The 21,634-nt window shown below is 70.5% G+C and carries 19 protein-coding genes and 1 pseudogene; 5 read left to right on the top strand and 15 right to left on the bottom strand.

Translation table 11 applies throughout. From position 1 onward, the window contains the following. Window positions 1-310 precede the first annotated feature (310 nt). The 3 genes from Aco03nite_RS30035 to Aco03nite_RS30045 form a co-directional block, all read right to left on the bottom strand. Window positions 311-2,125 (bottom strand): rhamnogalacturonan lyase, encoded by a 1,815-nt coding sequence (locus Aco03nite_RS30035; protein WP_203800703.1) that lies wholly within the window; start codon window positions 2,123-2,125, stop codon window positions 311-313. Window positions 2,126-2,229: 104 nt separating this feature from the next. Continuing rightward, window positions 2,230-3,951 (bottom strand): ABC transporter ATP-binding protein, encoded by a 1,722-nt coding sequence (locus tag Aco03nite_RS30040; RefSeq protein ID WP_203800704.1) that lies wholly within the window; start codon window positions 3,949-3,951, stop codon window positions 2,230-2,232. Beyond that, complete coding sequence (locus Aco03nite_RS30045; protein ID WP_203800706.1) at window positions 3,948-4,250, bottom strand: ATP-binding cassette domain-containing protein; 303 nt, start codon at window positions 4,248-4,250, stop codon at window positions 3,948-3,950. The genes Aco03nite_RS30040 and Aco03nite_RS30045 overlap by 4 nt, the downstream gene beginning before the upstream one ends. Between Aco03nite_RS30045 and Aco03nite_RS30050 the strand changes: the two genes are divergently transcribed. Further along, a complete protein-coding gene (locus tag Aco03nite_RS30050) occupies window positions 4,229-4,951 on the top strand; it encodes an ABC transporter ATP-binding protein (protein WP_239145545.1) in 723 nt (240 codons plus the stop codon). The two genes, Aco03nite_RS30045 and Aco03nite_RS30050, sit on opposite strands and share 22 nt — an antisense overlap. On the opposite strand, the gene Aco03nite_RS30055 is transcribed toward Aco03nite_RS30050, so the two are convergent. The 11 genes and pseudogenes from Aco03nite_RS30055 to Aco03nite_RS30105 all read right to left on the bottom strand — a co-directional run bounded on the left by Aco03nite_RS30055 (window position 4,855) and on the right by Aco03nite_RS30105 (window position 15,727). Beyond that, window positions 4,855-6,498 carry an acyltransferase gene (locus Aco03nite_RS30055; RefSeq protein ID WP_203800711.1) on the bottom strand — a complete coding sequence of 548 codons (1,644 nt, stop codon included), beginning with the start codon at window positions 6,496-6,498 and terminating at the stop codon, window positions 4,855-4,857. The two genes, Aco03nite_RS30050 and Aco03nite_RS30055, sit on opposite strands and share 97 nt — an antisense overlap. Window positions 6,499-6,507: 9 nt before the next feature. Beyond that, a complete protein-coding gene (locus Aco03nite_RS30060; RefSeq protein ID WP_203800714.1) occupies window positions 6,508-7,326 on the bottom strand; it encodes a siderophore-interacting protein in 819 nt (272 codons plus the stop codon). Next, complete coding sequence (locus tag Aco03nite_RS30065; protein ID WP_203800718.1) at window positions 7,323-8,378, bottom strand: FecCD family ABC transporter permease; 1,056 nt, start codon at window positions 8,376-8,378, stop codon at window positions 7,323-7,325. Before Aco03nite_RS30065 ends, Aco03nite_RS30060 begins: the two co-directional genes overlap by 4 nt. Then, window positions 8,375-9,361, bottom strand: coding sequence for an iron chelate uptake ABC transporter family permease subunit (locus tag Aco03nite_RS30070; RefSeq protein WP_239145546.1), 987 nt, complete (start codon window positions 9,359-9,361; stop codon window positions 8,375-8,377). Before Aco03nite_RS30070 ends, Aco03nite_RS30065 begins: the two co-directional genes overlap by 4 nt. Then, window positions 9,358-10,251, bottom strand: a complete 894-nt coding sequence (locus tag Aco03nite_RS30075; protein ID WP_203800720.1) for an ABC transporter substrate-binding protein — start codon at window positions 10,249-10,251, stop codon at window positions 9,358-9,360. The genes Aco03nite_RS30070 and Aco03nite_RS30075 overlap by 4 nt, the downstream gene beginning before the upstream one ends. Window positions 10,252-10,325: 74 nt before the next feature. Further along, window positions 10,326-10,868, bottom strand: coding sequence for a GtrA family protein (locus tag Aco03nite_RS30080; RefSeq protein WP_203800722.1), 543 nt, complete (start codon window positions 10,866-10,868; stop codon window positions 10,326-10,328). A 56-nt stretch (window positions 10,869-10,924) separates the two neighbouring features. Continuing rightward, complete coding sequence (locus Aco03nite_RS30085) at window positions 10,925-12,280, bottom strand: permease prefix domain 1-containing protein (RefSeq protein WP_203800724.1); 1,356 nt, start codon at window positions 12,278-12,280, stop codon at window positions 10,925-10,927. Beyond that, window positions 12,277-12,627 carry a PadR family transcriptional regulator gene (locus tag Aco03nite_RS30090; RefSeq protein ID WP_203800726.1) on the bottom strand — a complete coding sequence of 117 codons (351 nt, stop codon included), beginning with the start codon at window positions 12,625-12,627 and terminating at the stop codon, window positions 12,277-12,279. The genes Aco03nite_RS30085 and Aco03nite_RS30090 overlap by 4 nt, the downstream gene beginning before the upstream one ends. A 77-nt stretch (window positions 12,628-12,704) precedes the next feature. After that, a pseudogene (locus Aco03nite_RS30095) lies at window positions 12,705-13,619 on the bottom strand (glycoside hydrolase family 5 protein); the annotation flags it as partial. A gap of 222 nt (window positions 13,620-13,841) precedes the next feature. Then, window positions 13,842-14,861, bottom strand: a complete 1,020-nt coding sequence (locus Aco03nite_RS30100) for a glycoside hydrolase family 5 protein (RefSeq protein WP_203800728.1) — start codon at window positions 14,859-14,861, stop codon at window positions 13,842-13,844. 11 nt (window positions 14,862-14,872) lie between these two features. After that, window positions 14,873-15,727 (bottom strand): family 43 glycosylhydrolase, encoded by an 855-nt coding sequence (locus Aco03nite_RS30105; RefSeq protein ID WP_239145547.1) that lies wholly within the window; start codon window positions 15,725-15,727, stop codon window positions 14,873-14,875. 114 nt (window positions 15,728-15,841) lie between these two features. Here Aco03nite_RS30105 and Aco03nite_RS30110 point away from each other — a divergent pair, with 114 nt between their 5' ends. Beyond that, complete coding sequence (locus Aco03nite_RS30110; protein ID WP_203800730.1) at window positions 15,842-17,491, top strand: sensor domain-containing diguanylate cyclase; 1,650 nt, start codon at window positions 15,842-15,844, stop codon at window positions 17,489-17,491. Here the strand turns inward: Aco03nite_RS30110 and Aco03nite_RS30115 are convergent. After that, window positions 17,473-19,695: an endo-1,4-beta-xylanase gene (locus Aco03nite_RS30115; protein WP_203800733.1), complete on the bottom strand. Its 2,223-nt coding sequence runs from the start codon at window positions 19,693-19,695 to the stop codon at window positions 17,473-17,475. The two genes, Aco03nite_RS30110 and Aco03nite_RS30115, sit on opposite strands and share 19 nt — an antisense overlap. A gap of 80 nt (window positions 19,696-19,775) precedes the next feature. Between Aco03nite_RS30115 and Aco03nite_RS54225 the strand changes: the two genes are divergently transcribed. The 3 genes from Aco03nite_RS54225 to Aco03nite_RS30120 are packed head-to-tail and all read left to right on the top strand — an operon-like array spanning window position 19,776 to window position 21,500. Next, entirely contained in the window at window positions 19,776-19,907 is a 132-nt protein-coding gene (locus Aco03nite_RS54225) for a hypothetical protein (protein ID WP_275415917.1), read from the top strand. A 5-nt stretch (window positions 19,908-19,912) separates the two neighbouring features. Continuing rightward, on the top strand, window positions 19,913-20,038 hold the full coding sequence (locus Aco03nite_RS54230; protein WP_275415918.1) for a hypothetical protein: 126 nt from the start codon (window positions 19,913-19,915) through the stop codon (window positions 20,036-20,038). 58 nt (window positions 20,039-20,096) lie between these two features. Then, complete coding sequence (locus tag Aco03nite_RS30120) at window positions 20,097-21,500, top strand: family 43 glycosylhydrolase (protein WP_203800736.1); 1,404 nt, start codon at window positions 20,097-20,099, stop codon at window positions 21,498-21,500. The last annotated feature ends 134 nt before the right edge of the window (window positions 21,501-21,634 follow it).

Here is a 21,634-nt window from a genome sequence, read left to right on the forward strand (position 1 = left end):
CTGTGACGGATCAGAGGTGGGAACACCTGGCGCCGTTGGTCCCGGGGCACTTGCGGCGCTCCCGAGTTTCCCAAACCTGAGTGATCCGATGGCCGGGCCGCGCTGGAGCTTCCCGTTCACCGCGAAGTTCGGTGTCTCCGGAGCCGCCTGCCGGTGGTTCTGGGGATGGTTCGGGCAGGTTGTTTCTCTCCGCTGCCGGTAGAGGAGGTGATGCCGGGTGAGGAGACGTGCTGGTGCCGGGCAGGCCCCGCCGGGCGTGGTGTGCGCTCGGCGGGGACGGCTCCGGGTATGGCTTCGGGGCGTGGTGGGGTCAGGAGATGGCGAAGGACGGGTGCGGGGGCTGGTTGTAGGCGGTGTTCTGCCAGGCCACGGCCTCGCGGTACATCCTGTCCTGCATCAGGGACGCCCGCGAGATGCTCGTCGCGTCGGTGGTGGAGTAGATCCGTAGGGCCGTGTTGTTGGTGGTCGGCCAGATGACCTCCTCGCGCCAGTCGCCGAGGATGTCGGCCTGCAACGACGGGGTGGCCTTGGTGCCGTTGTTGGAGTGCACGCCGTCGGCGGTCAGCAGGCGGGTGTCGGCGCTGGTGCCGTACTTGTCGATGTGGGTGCCGTCGAGCAGTTCGCGCTGGGCGTCGCCGTCCCACCAGATGACGAAGTTGGCGCTGGACGGCTTGCGGCCGATGCTGGCGCCGCTGGTGTTGTAGAGGTTCGAGTACGCGCTGGACCAGGACTCCGCGCCGGGGCTGCCGGCGTAGATGTCGGCCGACACGCCACGGCCGTTGTCGCAGCCGCAGGTCGGGTTGGACCAGATGATCGCGCCGGTGCGGGCGTCGCCCATCCAGGCGGCCGGCTTGCTGGTGTTCTCGTTGACCTTGAAGACTTCCAGGCCGGCGCGGGACGGGATCAGATCACCGACGTGGTACGCGTCGCCGTGGCCCTGCCCGTTGGTCCACAGGCCGTAACCGTTGTCGTCGATGGCCATCGCGCCGTACATGATCTCGTCCTTGCCGTCGCTGTCGACGTCGGCGATGGACAGCTGGTGGTTGCCCTGCCCGGTCCAGGCCGAACCGTTGGTGGACGAGCTGCTGTCGAACGTCCACTTGCGGGTCAGCGTGCCGTTGCGGAAGTCCCAGGCGGCCACGACCGAGCGGGTGTAGTAGCCACGGGCCATGATGATGCTCGGGTAGCTGCCGTTGATGTAGGCGGTACCGGCCAGGAACCGGTCGACCCGGTTGCCGTAGCTGTCACCCCACGACGAGACGGTGCCGCGGGCCGGGACGTAGTCGGCGGTGGCCATCGCCCTACCGGTCTGGCCGTTGAAGACGGTCAGGAACTCGGGGCCGGACAGGATGTAACCGGACGAGTTGCGGTAGTCGGCGCTGGAGCTGCCGATCACCACGCCGGTGCCGTCGGTGCTGCCGTCGGCGGTCTTCATGGCGACCTCGGCCTTGCCGTCGCCGTCGTAGTCGAAGACCTGGAACTGGGTGTAGTGCGCGCCGGCCCGGATGTTCTTCCCCAGGTTGATGCGCCACAGCCGGGTGCCGTTGAGCTTGTACGCGTCGATGTAGACCGGCCCGGTGTACCCGGACTGCGAGTTGTCCTTGGCGTTGGACGGATCCCACTTGAGCACGATCTCGTAGGAGCCGTCGCCGTCCAGGTCACCGACCGAGGCGTCGTTGGCGGAGTACGTGTAGGCGACCCCGTCCGGGGTGGTCCCGCCGGCCGGGATCTGGATCGGCACGTCCTGGTACGCGGCGGCCAGCGCGACCGTCGGGGTGGCCGCGGCCAGGGTCTCGACGCCGCCGGTGACCGGGCGGACGGTGTAGGCCGCGCCGGCGGCCGCACCGCTGTCGGTGAAGTTGGTGGTGCCGGTGACGCCGATCCGGGCGCCGTCGCGGTAGACGGCGTAGGTGGTTCCGGCCGGGTCGGCGTCGAGCAGCCGCCAGGACAGGAAGTTGCCGCCGCCGGTGCGCAGGCTGATCAGCCCGCGGTCGAGGTTCTCGGTGTTGGTGGTCGAGGTGGGGTCGGCTGCTGCCGCGGGGGCGGTGTCGGTGGGGATGCCGACGACGGCCACCGACACCGCGGCGACCGCCGCGACGAACCCGGTGAGCACTCTGCTGGACATGGGGGATCCCAACGTGAGGACGGGGACTGGGGATCCGGGCGATTGAAAGCTTTCATTATCGAGTTGTGGTTAACCGGCTCGTAACATCGCCCGGGAAGCCGATGCTATCGATGCGATTCGATGACTGCAAGGAGTCGCGCGTAGGCGCCCCCGTGGGCGGCCAGGTCGGCATGGCTGCCCTGCTCCCGGATCCGGCCCCGGTCCAGGACGACGACCAGGTCGGCGGTCGCGGCCTGGGTGAACCGGTGCGCCACGATGATCGCGGTCCGCCCCCGGATCACCGCCCGGACCGCGTCGTCCAGCCCTCCCCCGGCGCCGCCGTGCGCGGTGGCCTCGTCCAGCACCACCACCGGCGGGTCGGCGAGCAGCACCCGGGCCAGGGCGATCTGCTGGATCCGGGCGTCGTCCAGGTCGTGCCCGAGGACGGTGTCCAGGCCGTCCGGCAGGTCCCGGGTCCACTCCGCGCCGACCGTGTCGAGGGCCGCGAGCAGCGCGTCGTCGGTGGCGTCCGGGGCGGCGAGGCGCAGATTGCCCGCCAGGGTTCCGGTGAACAGGTGGGTGTCCTGGGTGACCAGCAGGACCGCCCGGCGGCCCCGATGGCCGGCCTCGGTGGCGGGCACACCGCCGATCAGCACCTCGCCGCCGGCCGGGGCGAACACTCCGGCGACGAGCTGGGCCAGAGTGGACTTGCCGGAGCCGGAGACTCCGGCCAGCACGGTGACCGTTCCGGCCGGGATGTCCAGATCGATCCCGGACAGGGCGGCCGGCGTGCCCGGGCGGTAGTGGTGGGTCAGGGCGTGGATCCGGACGGACCGGCCGTCGACGTCGCGGCGCGGGGCGCGGTCGGCACCGGCGAGCAGGACGCCGACGAGCCGGCCGAGGCCCGCGGCGGCACGCTGCAGATCGTCGAGGCTGGACAGCAGGGCCGCGATCGGGCTGAACAGCCGGTGGAAGAACAGGGCGGCGGCGGTGACCGAGCCGACCGAGAGACCGGCCGTGGTGGCCTGCCAGTATCCGGCGGACAGCACGGCGGCCAGCCCCAGGAACTCGGCCGTGTTCAGGCCCGCGTTGAACCGGTTGCGGGCCCGGGTGGCCTCCCGGGCGGTCTCGACGGCGGCCAGGCTGCGGGTGGCGATCAGGTCCAGGCGTTCCCGCCGGCGGCTGTGGGCGATCACGGTGGCGGCGCCGGAGACGGTCTCGATGATGGCCTGACCACGATCGGACTCCTGCCGGCGCAACCGGCGGTACAGCGGGCGGGACCGGCGCAGGAACCGGACCGTCGTCCACACCTGCACCGGCACCGCCACCAGGGCGGCGAGCGCCAGCCACGGGTCGAGTGCGGCCAGCCCGGCGAAGGTCAGGGTGATCGTGAACGCGCCCTGCACGAAACGGGGCAGCACTCCGGAGACGGCCGCGGTGATCGCCTCGACGTCGCCGGTGACGCGGGAGACGACGTCCGACGTTCCGGCGTCCTCGACGGTGCCCTGGTCCAGGCGTACCGCCGCGTCGAAGATCTCCTCGCGGAGCGCGGCGAGCACCTGCTGCAGGCAGCGGACCAGGAGCAGACCGCCCTGGCGGAGCAGCAGCGCGGAGACCAGCCCGGCCGCGGCGACCGCTCCGGACCAGGCGGCGATCCTGCCGGGACCTGCTCCGGCGAGGACCGCGTCCACGATCCGCCCCAGCGCCGGTGGCATCAGCAGCGCCGCCGCCGAGCCCGCGAGCAGCAGAAACGTGATCAGGGCGAGCAGTCGCCACCGCGGGCGCAGCAGACCGGCCAGGTGTCGCCGGCTCTGCCGGGCGTCCGCCACCGGAAGGGTGTGGCTCATCGGGTCACCTCGTGGCAGGCGGCCAGCAGCACCGGGCTGGAAGTGATCACGACGATGGTGCGGCCCAGGTCCCGCAGCCCCTGGGCGACGCGCTGTTCGGTCAGCGGATCGAGGGCGGTGGTCGGCTCGTCGAGGACGATCACCTCGGCCGGGTCGTGCAGGGCGCGGGCCAGCAGCACCCGCTGACACTGGCCACCGGAGAGCCGCCGCCCACCCTCACCCAGCTGCACGTCCGGCGAGCCCGGGCGCGCGCCGGATGAGCCGGGGTGCGCGCCGGGTGAGCCGAGGTGCTCGATCACGTCGTCCAGGGCGACCGCGCGCAGGATCCGCTCGTCCCAGTCGCTGCCGGATCCTGCCGTACCGCGCGGGCAGCATCCTGCTCGACGGCCGGGAGATCTCCGGCGTCCCCACGAGACAACTCGCCACCCGGCTCGGGCTGCTGCCGCAGTCGTCGATCGCGCCGGACGGGATCCGGGTGGCCGACCTGGTCGCCCGCGGCCGGTACCCGCACCAGGGCCGATTCGACCGCTGGTCCCGCGACGACGAACGGATCGTCGCCGAGGCGATGGCCGCGACCGGCGTCACCGCACTGTCCGGCCGGCCGGTCGACGAACTCTCCGGCGGTCAGCGGCAGCGGGTCTGGGTGGCGATGGTCCTCGCCCAGCAGACACCCACACTCCTGCTGGACGAGCCGACGACCTTTCTGGACATCACCCATCAGTACGGGTTGCTGGAGCTGTTCGGGAAGCTGCGCCGTTCGATGGGGCGCACCGTCGTGGTGGTGCTGCACGACCTCAACCAGGCCGCCCGCTACGCCTCCCACCTGATCGTGATGAAGGACGGCGCCGTGGTGACCGCGGGCCCACCAGCCGCGGTGATCACCGAAGAGCTGATCGACAAGGTCTACGAACTCCCGTGCCGCGTACTCCCCGACCCGGAGACCGGCGCCCCGATGGTCATCCCCCGGGCCGGCCTCGGGGGTGCGGGCTCGGGGCGGTGAACACCCCGGGGGCGGTAGCCCAGGTCGTCGGCGGTGCCGGTCAGGTCGGCCAGCAGCCAGATGGTGGCCAGCCACATCTCGGTGCCCTGCAGGCCCGGCGGGGTGCGGGACGGGTGGAAGCCGAAGCCCTGGCCCGGGACTCGATGCTTGACGGCGTCGTTCAGCAACGTCGCGGCCAGGGCCTCGGCCTCGGCGGCCCGGTAGCCGGTGTGCCGGGTCAGCCAGAGCGGGTGGGCGATGTCCAGGATGTTGCAGGCGTTCTGCCGGTCGGGGCGGATCACCCGGGGATCGCGGGCATGCGCCAGAACCGTGTCGATCACCCGCTCCGGGTACGGCAACGGGATCCCGAACTGGGCGAACGTGCCCCGGGAGGCACGGTAGAAGCCGTTCACGATCTGCAGCCGGCCGTCCGGCAGCGACGGGGCGCCCCACATGCCGGTAGCCGGGTCGGCGTTCAGCAGCAACCAGCCGAACAGTTCCTCGGCACCGTCCCCGTTCCGGTGCAGGGCGGTGCCGAGGATGTCCACCCAGTGCCCGGCGTGCCACGCCCGGTCTCCCCACGGCAGTGCCGTCAGTTCGGCGGGGAGGTCCGCCTCCAGCAGCCGGATCCGGTGCGGGAGCGCACTGCCGAGCAGGTCGAGCGCGTAGCCCACGGCCAGCACGTGGTAGCCGGCGTCCGGATCGGTGAACCCCGGCCCGGCAGTGGTCTGGGTACCGTCCGGGCCGAGCGTGCCGATCAGTCCCGTCTCCGGGTCCTGCCAGTCGCGGAGCCGGTGCCGCTGCAGGTCGGCGGGCAGTTGCGGTGGTGCGGTCCCGAGCAGCAGGTCGGCGATCTCGACGGCGTCGCACTGGGCCCGGATCGTGCGCGCGGCCCCGGGACGGTCCACGAAGAACTCGCCGTCGAAGCACCGGTCCAGAACCGGCACCGCGTCCGCCCGGACCGCGTCGGCGAAGGCCGCCGGCCCGCCCCGGGCCGGGCCTGGCTGCTCGCGCGGGACGCGCCATTTCAGGACGCGGGCCGGGTTGCCGCCGACCACCGCGCCGGACGGCACGTCCCTGGTCACCACCGCGCCGGCCGCCAGCACCGCCTTGTCGCCGACCGTCACACCGTCGAGGACCACCACGTGCGAGCCGATCCACACGTCGTCGCCGATCCGGATGCCCTTGCTGGTGAGCGGCTGCCGGAACACCTCCACGTCCGGGTCGGCCATCACATGGTTGAAGCCGAGCAGTGACGTGTGGGCGCCGATCCGGACCGCGTCACCGATCTCGACCCGGCCCCGGACCACGGTGTAGACGTTGATCGAACAGTCCCGGCCGGCCCGCACGGAACCGGTCGTGTACACCCCGGCCGCCACGTAGGTGCGCGGGCCCAGGACTAGTTCGTCGTTGTGCACCGACGCCTTCTCGGAGACGAAACAGCCGTCCGCGACGTCGTGGCCGGGCCGGGCGTTCAGCTCACCCCGCACCGCATGCTGCCGGTCCTGCTCCTCCTCACTCGCCACACTCCAGAAATCCCACGGCGAGTAATCGAAGTCCGTCCCCATGAAAACACCCTAGATCACCAGGGCGCCGCCGAGTTTCCAGTAACCGAGGAACGAGATGTGGTCCTTGGGGATGGCCCGGTCGCGGGTCAGGTGCTGGCGGATCCGGGTCACCGAACCGGACTCGCCGGCGATCCAGATGTACGGGTCGTCGCCCGGGTCCACGGCCCGGACCGCGTCCTCCAGCGCCCGGCCGTGGACGCCGTCCCGGAGCACGGTCCGCACCGTGACGTTGTCGCGGGCCGATGTGGACACCAGGTCGTCGCCGGGAGCGCCCACCTCGATCAGGACCTGGGCTCGCACGTCGCCGTCCAGGCTGCCGATGATGTTGCGGATCGCCGGGAACGCCGTCTCATCGCCGATGATCAGCAGGTCGCGGGCGGATCCCGGGGTCCAGCAGATGCCGTAACCGGTCCAGCCCATCCGGGCGTCGGGGCCGGTCACGACCAGCTCGTCGCCGGGGCGGGCGGCCAGCGCCCAGGCCGACGCGGGGCCGGCCGGCTCGTGGATGACGAAGTCGACGTCGATCTCAGCCGCCTCGGGGCGGATCGCCGCGGGAGTGTAGGTCCGCAGCACGTTGCGCTGGTCCGGAGGCAGAGCGCGCCACCGGGCGTACCAGTGCGAGGGGTGTGGTGTCGGCTCGTCGAGCAGCCCGAATTCGGCGGTACCGCCATGCGGCATCGGCAGGACGAGTTTGATCCGCTGGTCCAGACCCCACGACGCGAAGTGGCGCAGGGAATCTCCGGCCAGGGTCACCCGGACGAAACCGGGGCTCAGGCGCTGGGTTCGCGTCACTCGTACCGGGAAGGCGCTGTATTCCCAGGGTCTCATCGGCGGATCTCCCGAATGATCATGGTTATCAGGTACAGGCCGCCCACCGAGACGGTGACCACGCCGACCGGCAGGGCGATCGGCAGCACGTGCTGGGCGATCACGTCGGAGGCCAGCAGCAGGACCGCGCCGGCCAGGGCGGACAGCATCAGGGACAGGTACGGGGTCCGGGCCAGCCGGCGGGCGATCTGCGGGGCGGCCAGGGCGATGAACGCGACCGGGCCGGCCACCGCGGTGCCGATCGAGACCAGGGCCACGCCGATGATCAGGACCGTGCGCCGGGCCGTGCCGGGGCGTGCGCCGAGTGCGGTGGCGGCGTCGTCGCCGAGGTCCATCTGGCGCAACCTGGGGATCGCGAACGCGAGCAGGACCAGCAGCGGCAGGGTGCAGAGCGCCGCACCCCGGACCGCGGTGGCGCCGACGCCGTTGAGGGAACCCGCGCCCCAGGCCGAGGCGAACATCGCGGTGTCCAGCTCGACCTGCAGCAGCAGCCAGGTGTTGACCGACGACAGCAGCGCGGACACGCCGATGCCGACGATGATCAGGCGGAATCCGGTGACCCCGTTGCGGCTGGCCAGCAGCCAGATCACGGCTGCCGCGGCGGTGCCGCCGAGGACGGCGCCGAGGGTGAGCAGCGACCAGCTCGTGGCGCCGATCACCACGGCGGTGAGCATGCCGGTGAACGCGCCGTTGCCGAGCCCGAGCACGTCGGGACTGGCCAGCGGGTTGCGGGTGACGGTCTGGAAGAGGGCTCCGGCGATGCCGAGGGCGCCGCCGATCACCACCGCGGCGAGGGTCCGGGGCAGCCGCCACTCCAGGACCACGGTGCGGTCGAGCCCGGTGCTCTGGCCGAGCAGTGCCCGGACGACCTGGTCCGGGGTGAGGGTGTAGGTGCCGAGGCCCAGCGCCAGCACCGCGAGCGCCAGGATCACGGTGACCAGGCCGGTCGCCACGAGCAGGCTGCGCCGCCGGACCGGAAGGGTCAGGGCGCCGACCCGCAGCAGGTAGCGGGCATGTCCGAAATCGATCTCGGGAGAGGACGGGGCGGTCACGGGGCGGCCGCCCGGCTGCGGCGGGCCAGGAGGATCAGGACCGGGGCGCCGACGAAGGCGGTGACGATCCCGACCGGCATCTCGGCGGGGGCGATCAGGACCCGGCCGATCACGTCGGCGAGCAGGATCATCGTGGGGGCGAGCAGCAGCGACGCGGCCAGGATCGCGCGCTGGTCGACGCCGAAGAGCCAGCGGGCCACGTGCGGGACCATCAGGCCGACGAAGGAGATCGGGCCGGCGAGCGCGGTGGCCGTACCGCAGAGGAGGGTGACCGCGACGATCACCGCGACCCGGATCAGGGCGACGTTGGCGCCCTGGGCGCGGGCCACGTCGTCGCCGAGGGCGAGCGCGTTCAGGCCGGGCGCCACGACGATCGCGATCGCCACGCCGGCCAGCAGGAACGGCAGGACCGGCAGCAGTACGCCGAAGTCCCGGCCGAGCAGCGATCCGGCGTTCCAGCCGCGCATGGCGTCGAAGGCGTCCGGGTTGCTCAGGGTGAGGCCGGTGGTGATGCCGGACAGCACGGCGCCGATCGCCACCCCGGCGAGGGTGAGCCGGATCGGGTCGGCGGGCGCGCGGCCGGCCGAGCCGATCACGTAGACGGCCAGGGTGACCATGAGCGCGCCGAGGAAGGCCAGCCAGACGAAACCGCCGATGTCGCGCAGGCCGAAGAACGCCACGCCGACCGCGACGGTGAACGCCGCCCCGGCGTTGACGCCCAGGATGCCGGGGTCGGCGAGGGGGTTGCGGGTGAACGCCTGGATGAGCGTGCCCGCGATCCCCAGGGCGACCCCGGCACAGATCCCGGTGACGGTCCGCGGGACACGCAGTCCGGTGACGACGTACTGGGACTGCGCGTCCCCTCCCCCGCGCAGGGTGTCCAGGACGACGGCCGGGGAGAGCATGTTGGCGCCCACGGCCAGCGAGAGGAGCAGGACGGCGGCCAGCGCACCGAGGACGTAGCCGAGACGACGGAAGGTCACTTCGCCGTTTCGAGGAACTTCTCGATGTCGTCGAGCACCGTCTGGGCGCCCTTCGGTCCGACGCCGGACACCCAGACCGAGGTGTCGACGAGGGTGACCGACGGGAACGCGGCCTGGTTGTCGCGGATCGCGGCGGGAACCGTGCCGGTGTCGGCGACGTCGGCGGTGGTGACGAAGACGTGGTCGGCCTTGGCCTTGAGGACGTTCTCCGGTGAGATGTCGGCCTGCAGACCGTCCTCCCACTCCTGCTCCGGGATGGTGAAGCCGGTGCACTGCAGGGTGCTGCCGGCGAACGAGACCGGACCGTACAGGCTGAGGGTCGTCTCGTCCCGGGGCCGGACCAGGCTGGCCGTACCGGAAACCTGGTATTTGCTCCTGATCGCCGCGCAGCGTTGCTGGTAGGTGTCGAGCAGCCCGGCGACCTCGGTGGACTTGTTGAGGGCGGTCCCGATCAGCTTGGCGTTGTCCTGCCACGGGTCGGCCTGGGTCTTCATGAAGACGGTGGGCGCGACCGAGGCGAGCTGGTCGTAGAGCTTGGAGTGCCGGGACTCGGTGCCGAGGATCAGGTCGGGCTTGAGGGCGGCGATCGCCTCCAGATCGGGCTCGGGGACCGTGCCGACCGGGGCGATGCCGTCGACGCCGAGGTATTTCGGCAGGCCGCTGGTGTTGCTGGCGACGGCGGCGCCGACGGGGGTGATGCCGACGGCGACCGCGGTGTCCAGTTCGAGCGGTTCCAGGACGACGACCCGCTGCGGGGCGTCCGGCACCTGGGCGGTGCCGCGGGCGTGCTCGACGGTGCGGGTGGCGCCGTCCGCGGAGGTGGACGACTCCGGGGTGGAACAGCCGGCCAGGAAGACGGCGGCCAGTACGACGGGAACGGTGAAGCGCATTTACAGAACCTTCCGAAAACCAAAGAAGAGTGCCCAGAACCGTCCTGGACACTCGAATCTGAGGTTAGCCTAGCCTAATCATCGGCAGGTGTCGGCGCGGGGGCGGCCTCGTGACGCGTGACACTGCTGCGCGGCCCACGACCGGCCTTGCGCGGCGGGCGGACCCGGGCGTCGGCGTGCGGGAAGACGAAGGTCCGGAAGGCCCAGAGCCGGAAACACATCGCCACCAACGTACCGATGATCATGCCGCTGACGAAGTCGGCGATCTCCTGTGTCGACCGGCTCACGTCCGGGACGCTGAGCATGAAGACGTACCGGGAGATGTAGAGCGGCAGCGAGTTCAGCACCACACCGACCGCGCTGACCGAGAAGAACAGGGCCGCCTCGTGCCGGCGCTCCCGGCCGCCGCGGGTGCGGAACGACCACTCCCGGTTGAGCACGTAGGACAGCACGGTGGCCAGGATGGTGGCGATGGCGAGCGCGGTCACCGGCTTGCCGGACAGGACGGTCAGCTTGAGCGCGTAGTTGATCGCGGCTGTCGCGACGAAACAGATTCCCCCGACCACCAGGAACTTCGCTGCTTCATGGTGTTTGCGGGCCAGAGCCGTGAGCGACATTCCGCAGAATGTAGTGCACCGGTCCAACAGTGGCCGGACCGGTGCACAGCGGAGACTCAGTCGAACCGGAACACCGGCGGCAGGATCAGCACCACGATCCAGAACCACAGGCCGAAAACCGGCAGGTAGGCGGTCTGCCAGCGCTCCACGGCCGCGAAGCCGGTACGACGGCGGACGAAGGTCAGCAGCAGCCACGCGGCCCCGGCGAGGTTGGCCAGCAACACGATGTTCTGACCGATCGCGGTCACGTTGTTCTGGGTCATGCCGTACTCGAGGATCCGGCCGGCCATCGCCCACAGCACCAGCGCGTCGATCACCAGCGCGCTGACCACCAGAACCAGTTGCATGACGTCGAACGGGCCGCGCGGCGCCAGCGGGTCGCGGGCCGACTGCGAATAGAGAAGCAGCCCGAGGACCACCGCGAGCAGCAGGTCGAACGTGATGAGCGCGCTGCGGTCGATGTCGATGCCCCGGCCACCCCAGCCGATGACGACCAGGTAGGCCAGCAGCGCCACGGTGAACAACGGAGTGAACAGCCGGGTCAGAACCGGCGCGATGTTCTCGATCACACCCTGCTTGACCTCGACCAGCCAGGCGCCGACGACGGTCGCGGCCACCACGCCGCACGGCACCAGCCACTCGCTGATGAACGTGTCCGGCGACATCCCGACAGCCTCGAAGATGGCGTACAGGAAGACGGTGAGAACCCCACCACCGAGCAGCATGAGTACGAGGTAGACGAACCACTCGCCGGTGAAGCGGACGAAGTCCATCCGCCGCCGGGCCGATCGCAGGTCGTCGGAGACGTAGGCCAGCCCCACGACCATCCACAGCGCCAGCGGCAGGTGGGACACGATCAGGCCCTCGGACTGGCCGTCGTCACCTGTCGGATAGGCGTTGGCAACCACCGCGCCGAGCCCGAACAGGCCCACCAGCAGCCCGGGTACCCAGCCCGTCGTCCGCCGTCGCCACATCAGGAAACCGGCCACCCACGGCAGCGCGAAGAGGGCGGCGTTCTTCTGGTAGAAGTGGCCGTCCGCGTTCCACAGCTCGGGGATCTTGATCGAGACGGCGGCGCCGAACGCGCAGACCAGCATGGCGATCAGGTCACGCCGGGACCGGTTCTTCTTCGCCGGGTCGTCCTCGGTGAACATCAGCTGCTTCCACAGCCGTTCGGAGTGCTCGCGGGCGAACTCGCGGGACAACTCGTCCAGGCCGCCCATCCGCTTCACCGCGACGAGGAACGCCTCGTCCCGGTCCAGCCCGAGGCCCGCCAGCTCGTCGACCGAGTTCCGGAGATGGTCCTCCAGCTCGTCGGCGTCCGACTCGACCATCTCCGGCCGCCGGCGGACGTGCTCCCGCCACTGCGCGAACTGGGTCTCCAGCTCGTCCTTGCCGTCGGTGACGGTCACGCGGTGCCCTCCTGCGGGATGAGCAGCGGCCAGACCTGGGTGAGAGCCTCGACGACGGTCTGCCACTGACGTTTCTGTTCGGCCAGTTCGGCCAGGCCCTGCCTGGTGATCCGGTAGTACTTCCGGCGGCGCTCCCCGGTGGCCGCGTGCCAGTACGCCTCGACGTGACCGAGACGCTCCAGCCGGTGCAGCAGGGGGTAGAGGAAGCCTTCCGTCCAGTCCAGCTCGCCGCCGGACAGGTCACTGATGCGGCGCAGGAGGGCGTACCCGTAGCTGTCGCCCTCGGCGAGGATGCCGAGCACGATGGGCGTCGCCGAGGCGGCGACCAGATCCTTGGTGACGCGCACGGTCACCTCCCTTGATACCTAGAAGTACGAGGCATAGTACTTCTAGGTATCAAGGGCTTCTCCCGAGGGCGGCCCGGTCAGGAACGCAGCCGCTCGCGGATCCAGGCGCCGGCCGGCTTCAGGCGTGCGGTGCCCGAGTACGCCCCGGCCGCGCACGTCCCCTCGGTGAAGACCGCGCCGGAGCGCATGTCGTCGGAGAAGTTCCAGTTCACCCAGCTGACCTTGTGCTCAGCCAGCAGATCCAGGTACCGCTGGGAGCGGGCGAAGTCGTTCGGGCCGTCGCCGGTGTACTCCTGGGTGCCGAACTCGGTGACGAACACCGGCAGCTTGCCGACCGCATCCCGGAGCGTGTCCAGATACCAGTCGTCGTGTGACGCGGCGTAGAAGTGGAACGTGTACATGACGTTGCCGGCGTTCACCGGGTTCGCCAGGATCCTCGACACGCCCTGCCCGTCGCCGGAGGCGCCGAGCGACGACCAGTCCTCGGTCCCGACCAGCACCACACCGTCCGGATCCTGGGCCCGGATCACCGGGATCAACTGATCGGCGTACGACTTGATCGCGCTCCAGTGCACCCCGCTCGGCTCGTTCGCGATCTCGTACAGGATGTTCGTCTTGTTCCGGTGCCGTGCGGCGATCTCCCGGAAGAAGGTCTTGGCCCGCGCGAGGTTGACGTTCGGATCACCCGGCGACAGCATGTGCCAGTCGACGATCGCGTACATGCCCCGGGCGGTGGCCTTCTCGATGTAGTCGTGGACCTTGGCGGTGAACCCGGCCGGGTCGGTCTCGTAACCACCCTCCTGGACGTACATCGAGATCCGCAGCACGTCCGCCCGCCACTCGTTCGCGAGAACGTTCAGCGAGGCGTCGTTGACACACTGCGAATACCACTGCAGCCCGTGGGTGCTCATCCCACGCAGCTGGACCGGCTTGCCCTGGGCGTTGCAGAGCTTGAGCCCACAGACCTTGAGCTGCCCGTTCTGGGAAACGGGACTGGCCGCGGCCGGATCAACCGCGGCGAGCGAGAGCCCGGCGGCGACAGTCATCGCGGCCAGGATACGGAACAGGGAACGGGTGCGGCGCATGAACGGAACCTCCGCATAGATCGAGGGAGGTCAAATTATTAAGTATGTTAACAGTCCATGTCCAGACCCGGCCGGGCAACGGCGTGGGGGCCGCCCGTCGCCGGGTGGCCCCCACGTGATCCGGAGCGGTCAGAGACCCCAGCCGTGGCGGAGGCGGTCCTTGCCCGAGGTGTTGCGGACGGTGAGGTTCAGGTTGGTGCCGGAGCCGGAGAGGGCGAACATCGAGTAGTAGTCGAAGCCCGACGTGCCGGTGGGCTTGCCGCCGATGGCCGGCCAGTACGTGCCGCCCATCTGGTTGTCGCGCATCACCTGGGTGACCGCGCGGATGTGGCGGACGAAGTTGTCGGTGCTGTTCGCGTCGGCGTAGTTCAGGCCGGTCGACATCGGGGCGCCGAACTCGGTCACCACCGCCCGGGACGCGCAGTTGCCGAGGCGGGTCTGCACGTGGGTGCGCCAGGCGTCGTACGTCATCGCGGTGTAGAAGAACGCGTAGTGGTGGAACGAGAGCAGCGTCCCGTTGAAGCGGCTGTCGTTGCACACGTCGCGCAGGTCCTGGCTGTAGCCGGTGCCGCCGATCAGGGTGCGCGCGGGCACCGCCGAGTAGTGGTAGCTCATCCACGCCGCGGCCACGTTGCGCCACTCGGCCGAGGTGTAGCCGTGCGGCTCGTTCATCGGCTCGAAGTACACGTTGGTGTTGGCGCCGTAGAGGTAGGTCACGTTCGACCACATGGTGTTCCACGCGGCGGTGTTGGTGATCCGGCCGCCGGAGGCCGCGCCGTCCTCCCAGTAGGCGAGGATGACCTTGAAGCCCCGGGCGGTGGCCGCGTCGATGGCCCCGCGGTAGGCGCTCCACCAGGCCGTACCGACGGTGTGGGTGTTGATCGGCAGTCGCACCGTGTTGACGCCGATGGCGGCCATGTCGTCGTAGAGCGCGTTGGCCTTGGCCTGCACGGTGGCGTAACTGTCCGACGAGCTGAGGCCGGAGATCACCAGCGGCCCGGTGCTGAAGTTGTCACCGAGCACCGCCCAGTTCACACCACGGAACGAGTTGGTCGCGGCGGCCGCCGGGGACGAGGTGACGGCGACGGCGCCGAACGCGGCGAGCGCGGCCACCAGGGGGACGAGGAGGAGTCTGCGGATCGGGGTCATGGGATGTCCAATCAACGGGGGATGGCGGTGCCGTGCCGGCAGCCCGAGCAGCCGACGGCGCTCAGACCGGTCCAGGTGTTCAGGTCGGAGCTGGTGGCGGTCCACAGGCCGCCGTTGGTGTACTTGTCGACGTAGATCCGCCAGCGGCCGTCGTCGAGACGGACCAGGGACGGGCCCTCGTACCCGGACGCCCACAGGTTGCCCCGGTTGATCCAGCCGCCGGTGAGCCGGTCGGTGCTGGTCCAGTGCTCGATGTACTTGGTGGTCTCGTTCTTGACGAACGAGTGCCAGGTGCTGCCGGACTTCACCACGTACGCGTCGATGTGGTTGGTGCCGAGCCCCCACATCTGCTGCGGGCCGCTCCAGGACGTGAGGTCGGTGTTCTGGGCGGTGTAGACGTACGGGCGGAAGCACGCCGAGCAGGTCGTCTGCGACACGTTGGTGATCAGGTAGGTGGTGCTGCCCTCGACGTAGAACTCGGGCGCCCAGGTGTACGCGGTGCTGCTGATCCCGGAGGGGATGGTGGTGACGTCGGTCCAGTTCAGCAGGTTCGTGCTGCGGGCCACGGCGAAGTACGTCGAGTTCGTCGTCCACGACTGCACCGTGTAGGCGATGTAGTACGTGCTGCCCCGCTTGATGATGCTCGGATCCCGCAGCACGCCGGTCGGGCCACGGAAGTTGGTGTCGTACAGGACGCTGTAGTTGAGGCCGCCGTCGGTGGACTGATAGATCCACAGCTCCTGGTCGGCGGCGCCGTCACCCTTGAAGGTGGCGTAGATCAGTGTCGTGGCCGCCGACGCCGGCTGTGGAGCGATCAGCCCGCCGAGCAGAAGAGCGACCATCGCGACCAGCACACGAATACGCATGGTGTGCAGGATGTTCAACAAGCTGTGACAAGTCCACGAACCGAGCAGGCCCGCTCAGGACCGTTCACAACCGAACACCTCAGTTCCGGGCCGCGGGTGACGATGGAAGACTGCGTGGCCGACGAACAGATGATGAAACCCGACGACCGGGACGCCGTCCTGGCTGCTCTGCTGGCCAAGAACCCGGACGCCTTCATCGCCGCGATCGGCCTGAACGGGCTGTTCGTCCCGATGCCGGCCGCGGCGACGGCAGAGATCACGTTGCGGCCGATCGAGGGGTTCTCCTCGATGCTGGGCCTGATCGTGCCCGAGGACCACCGGCCGGCCGTGGACGCCTGGTCCCAGGTCGTCCTGGAAGGGGTCGCGGGATGCCGCGTCCACCTGACCGCGGCGCCGGAGAACCTGACCCGGATCCATTTTGTCGACGCCACCCACCGGTACGGCGTCTACCTCGGCATCATCACCGGTTCGGCGCTGGCCGCCGACGTGACCCTGCTCCCGGAGAACGTCCGGCCCCGCCTGGTCTCCATGGTCAAGAACCAGATCTCGGTGGTCACCGAGGTCGGCCCGGAGATCAACCCCCTGCTCGGGTACGCCCCCGAGGAACTCGTCGGGCAGCGCACCCTCGGCCTGGTGCACCCCGGCGACCAGGAACGGGCCATCGCGAGCTGGGTCGACATGCTGGGCTCCCCGCCCGGCTCGGCCCGCCGGGTCCGGTTGCGCCACCTGCACCGCGACGGGCACACCGTGTGGTTCGAGGTGACCAACCACAACCACCTCAACGACCCCGACGACCCGCGGGTGGTCGCCGAGATGCTCGACATCTCCGACGAGATGGCCGCGCAGGAGGCGGTCCGGGCCGCCGAGCAGCTGATGCGCCGGCTCACCGAGACGATCCCGCTCGCGATCCTGCAGGCCACCCCGGAGGGCCGGATCACGTTCCTCAACGAACGCGCCGCGCGGCAGGTGAGGGCCCAGGTCGGCGATCCGCTGGCGGAGGCGCTGCTGGAGGTCACCGAGACGGTCGACCGCCCGCTGGTCGCCGAGGCCCTGTCCGGGGTCCTGACGGGCCAGGACATCGATTTCGAGTACGGCCATCGCGAACCGGGTGCGGGAAACCGCCGGATCCGGGCGAACCTGCGCGCGCTCACCGACGACGCCGGCACCGTGACCGGGGCGATCGCCTGCCTGGCCGACGTCACCGAGGAGGCGCTGCTGCGCGAGCGGCTGTGGCGGCAGGCCACCTTCGACCCGCTGACCGGCTGCCACAACCGGGCGGCGACGATGGCCGCGCTCCGGGACGCCCTCGACACCGGGGAACGGCACGCCGGCACCGCGGTGATCTTCCTGGATCTCAACGCCTTCAAACCCGTCAACGACAGGTACGGGCACGCGGCCGGTGACCTGCTGCTCAGCCACGTGGCGGTCAGCCTGCGCAGCGCGGTGCCGCCCGGCGCCGTGGTCGGCCGGATCGGCGGCGACGAGTTCGTGGCCGTCTGCCGCGACGTGACCGGCCGCGAGCACGCCGAACGGATCGGCGCCGACCTGCTCGCGGCCCTCGGCGCGGCCCGGGTCCGGATCGGCGGCAACACCCTGGTGCCGCACGCCAGCCTGGGTGTCGCCTGGACCCCGTACGGCACCGGCGACTCCGACGAGCTGCTGGCCCAGGCGGACGCCGCGATGTACGCGGTCAAGCGGTCCCGCGGCGCCTCGGCCCGGTTGTCCCAACTGGCCGGCTCTGCTTCTCAAGCTGCCGGCACGTAGGCCTTCACGTCGTCGATCAGACCGTTGAAGCGGCCGCCGGTCCCGGAGCATCCGATGTGGATCCGGCCGGTGGAGGGCCAGGACTTCACCGCCGGGAGCGGGTCACCCTGCCGCACGCCGTCGACGTGGAGCGCCAGGGTGGCGGCCTGCGCGTCGTACACCGCCGACAGGGTGGTCCAGGTGTTCAGGGCCGGCGGCGCCGTGGACAGCACCTGCTGCCAGTCCGAGCCGGTCGCGTCAGCGGACGGCACGATCACCGCCCACCTGTCGTAACTCTGGTGGTACTGCAGGTAGAACGCGTCCCGGACGGTGCCGGACTGGCTGATCACGGTGCGGGCCGCGCCCTTGGCGGCCAGGTTCACCCGGGCGGTGATCGTCCACGACCGGTCGGTGCGCAGGGCCGGGCCATATCCTTCGGCGCAGCCGGTGCCGTCCAACTTCAGGGCATTGCTGTCGTACGTCGCCCCGCTGCTGTTCAATGACGTGCCCCGCCCGAACGGGGACGAGTCGATCGCGGCGTTGTCGAAACCCCAGGCGGCGACGGTCCGGTCGCTGATCCCGGTCACCTCGCCGGCCGGCAGCGCCCGGTTCCAGGCCCGCACGTCACTGATCGCACCGTCGAACCGGCCGCCGGAGAGGCTGCGCCCGATCCGGAACGGCTTCGTGGACCGCCAGGCCGTCACACCGTCCCGGGTGCCGTCCGGGACTCCGTCGACGTACAGCCGCAACTGCCTGGTCGGAGCCTCGTAGACACCGGTCAGGTGGGTCCAGCGTTTCAGCACCGGGGCGCTCGCCGAACGGGCGGTCAGCCAGGTGACCTCGGTGCCGTCGGCGGAAGGGACGGTGAACTCCCAGCGGCCGGTGCTCTTCTGGTACATCAGGTAGAACGCGCTGCGGGTCTCGCCGTCCTGGCTGGCGACCACGCCCGGGACGCCTGTCGAGTACATCGACACCCACGCCGAGACGGTGAAGCTGCCGTCGGTGTTCAGCACCGGCGCGCCGGTGCTCGCCTCGGTGGTGGCACCGTCCCCGGCGAACGCCGTCACGTGCGGCACCCGGCCGTCGGCCTTCGCCCCGCGCACCGTCGCGTCGTGACCGTTTCCGGACACGTCGGCCGCGACCGTGCCCGCCGGGTCGTCCAGCGGCCAGTGCCCCACCGGAGCGTTCGGGTCCGTCCTGGTCAGAACGTCGGCCACGCTCCGGTACGCCGGTTTGGTCGCCAGATCGTCGTCGAAGAGGGTGGCGGCGCCCCAGCCGGGATACGTCGCCCCGATCCAGCTGCGGCGGTCGGTGAAACCCCACACCGTGATCGACACGCATCGGGCCACCGCCAGGCAGGCGGCGGTGACCTGCCGGTACACCTCGGCCTGGCTCGCCAGCCCGGCCGGCGTGACCGGGACCGGGATCCGCACGTCCAGTTCGGTCACCGCGACGTCGACGTCGAGACCGGTGAAACGGCGCAGCAGGGCGGGCAGCTGATCGGGCCGGCTCGACCCGGTCAGGTGCGCCTGGAGACCGACACCGTGGATCGGGACGCCCTGCTCCTTCAGGCTGCGGACCAGGGCGTAGAGGGCATCGGCCTTGGGTCCGTGGGTTTCGGCGCCGTACTCGTTCAGGTACAGGACCGCCGCCGGGTCGGCTTCGTGCGCCCAGCGGAAGACGTCGGCGATGTACTCCTCCCCCAGCCGCTCCAGCCAGAAGCCGGCACGCGGGCTGCCGTCGTTGTTCAGCACCTCGTTGGCCACGTCCCAGAACTTGACGCGCCCCGCGTACCGGCGAACCGTGGTCTGCACGTGCTCCTTCAGCACGTCCCGCAGCTCCGTCGTGGTGAACGACCCGCCGGTGAGCCAGGCCGGAAGCGAACTGTGCCAGACCAGCGTGTGCCCCCGAACACCCTGCCCGTTGGCGACCGCGGCGTCCACGATCGCGTCCGCGTCGCCCCAGCGGAACGTGTCCCGGGCCGGCCGCAGGACCGCCCACTTCATCGCGTCCTCCGGAGTCACCACCCCGAACTCGCTCCCCAGCGTCCGCGCGTAGGAGGCGTCCCCGGCCAGAGAGGCAGCACTGACCGCACTCCCGAACGCGATCCCCCGGCTCTGCGCCAGCTCCCGCAACGACACCGTCTCTGCCGAAGCCACATCGGCCCACCCCACCCCGGCCAGAATCGCGGCGAGCACCGTCACGGCCACTTCTCGCATTCGCATGACGGCCACTGTAGAGCCGATGAGGTGGATACCGTCGTCGCTGCTCAACCGCCGGATCGACCACATCACCCGAACGGGTAATGGACGGCCCGTCGTCCCCGCTGTTCACCGTGCCGGAACAGTCGCTGGCGACCAACGGTGGCAAGCCCGCTCGGTACCGGGTCACCGACACCAACCTGCGCAGGACCTGCGCCGGCTTCGGGACGGCGTGATCCAGGTGCCGGGCTTCGAACCGGAGCGGACCGGACTCGTCGTGGTGAGCCGGTCCGGTGTGGATCTTCCGGACCCGACCGTGGACGTGGTCTGGGGGCCTGCGGACGTGGTGGCCGCCTGGCAGCGTTGAGGTGGTTCCGGAACCGGGGGCTATTGACCTCAATCGATCATGATGATGAGGATGGGGGATGCGCCGTCACCGTTTCCCGGCCCGGTTCGGGGCCGCCGCCGGACTCGCCTCGTTCCTCCTCGCCGCCTCGGCCGCGCCCACCGCCGCGGTGACGCCGGAGCCGGTCGCCGTGCAGCAGGCCGCACCGGTGGCCGCACCGGACATCGCGCCGGTCATCGATCAGAACTTCGCCGACCCCGACGTGCTGAAAGTGGGGCGGACCTACTACGCCTACGCCACCAACAGTGACGGGCGGAACATCAAGTGGGCCACCTCCACCGACCTGGTCTCCTGGACCGTGCAGGGTGGGGACGCTCTGCCGACGTTGGGGGCCTGGGCGGATCCCAGCTGGTCGTTCCCGCCCGGTGGGCCCGGGGATCACGGGGTGTGGGCGCCGGAGGTGTTCGCCACCGGGCCGAAGAGCTTCGTGATGTGGTACACCGCGCATGACCGGGCCTCCGGGCAGCAGTGCATCGGCGCCGCCACCGCCACCTCGCCGGGTGGGCCGTTCGTGCCGAAGGACACCTCGCTGGTGTGCACGCCGGAGATCGGTGGCGCCATCGACGCGTCGTCGTACACCGAGGGCGGCCGCCGCTACATCCTGTGGAAGAACGACGGGAACTGCTGCCGGCAGGACACCTGGCTGCGCCTGCAGCAGGTCAGCAGCGACGGGCTGCGCCGGACCGGAGCCGAGACCCCGCTGATCAAGCAGAACAAGCCGTTCGAGGGGACACTGGTCGAGGCGCCGACGCTGTGGAAACGCGGCGGCACCTACGTGCTGTTCTACTCGGCGAACTTCTTCGGCAACGGCAGCTACGTGAGCAGCTACGCCACCGCGACGAGCCTGCGGGGGCCGTACACGAAGGCCGAATCCCCGCTGATGACCACCGACGCGTTCGCGGGCGCGGTGCGCGGCCCCGGCGGCCAGGACATCGTGACCGGCCCCGACGGCCGGGACCGGATCGTCTTCCACGGCTGGAACCCCGGTTTCACCTACCGGGCGGTCTACTCGCAGCGCCTCGACTGGCAGGGCAGCCGGCCGGTCGTGGCGGGCGCGAAGATCCGTTACGAGGCCGAGGACGCGAACTTCACCAGGGCCAACGCGCGGTACGCGGCCGGCGGCGCCAGCAACGGTGTGGTCGTCGGCGGCATCGACTTCGCCGACAGCACGGTCACCTTCACCGTGCACGTGCCCCGGGCCGGCGAGTACCGTCTCCACACCCGCTTCGCGAACGGCTCCGACCCGGCCACCCACACCCTGACCGTCAACAACACGGCTGCCGGAACCGTCGACTACCCGGTCACCGGCTGGGACAACTGGCAGACCAGCGAACGCGCGGTGACCCTCAAGGCCGGAACCAACACTGTCTCGTACGGCAAGGGCGCGGCGTTCGTCGAACTGGACGCCATCGACATCGCCTGAAGCCGACCCGGAAACGCGACGAGCCGCCACCCACGGGGAAGTGGGGTGGCGGCTCGGTGGTGCGGGTCAGCCGATCTTGACGTTGAAGATCGGGTTGGCGGCCAGCTTGCGGAACGCGGCCAGGCTGGCGCGGG

The organism is Actinoplanes couchii, assembly GCF_016862075.1.
In the GTDB taxonomy this organism is placed as follows: Bacteria; Actinomycetota; Actinomycetes; order Mycobacteriales; family Micromonosporaceae; genus Actinoplanes; species Actinoplanes couchii.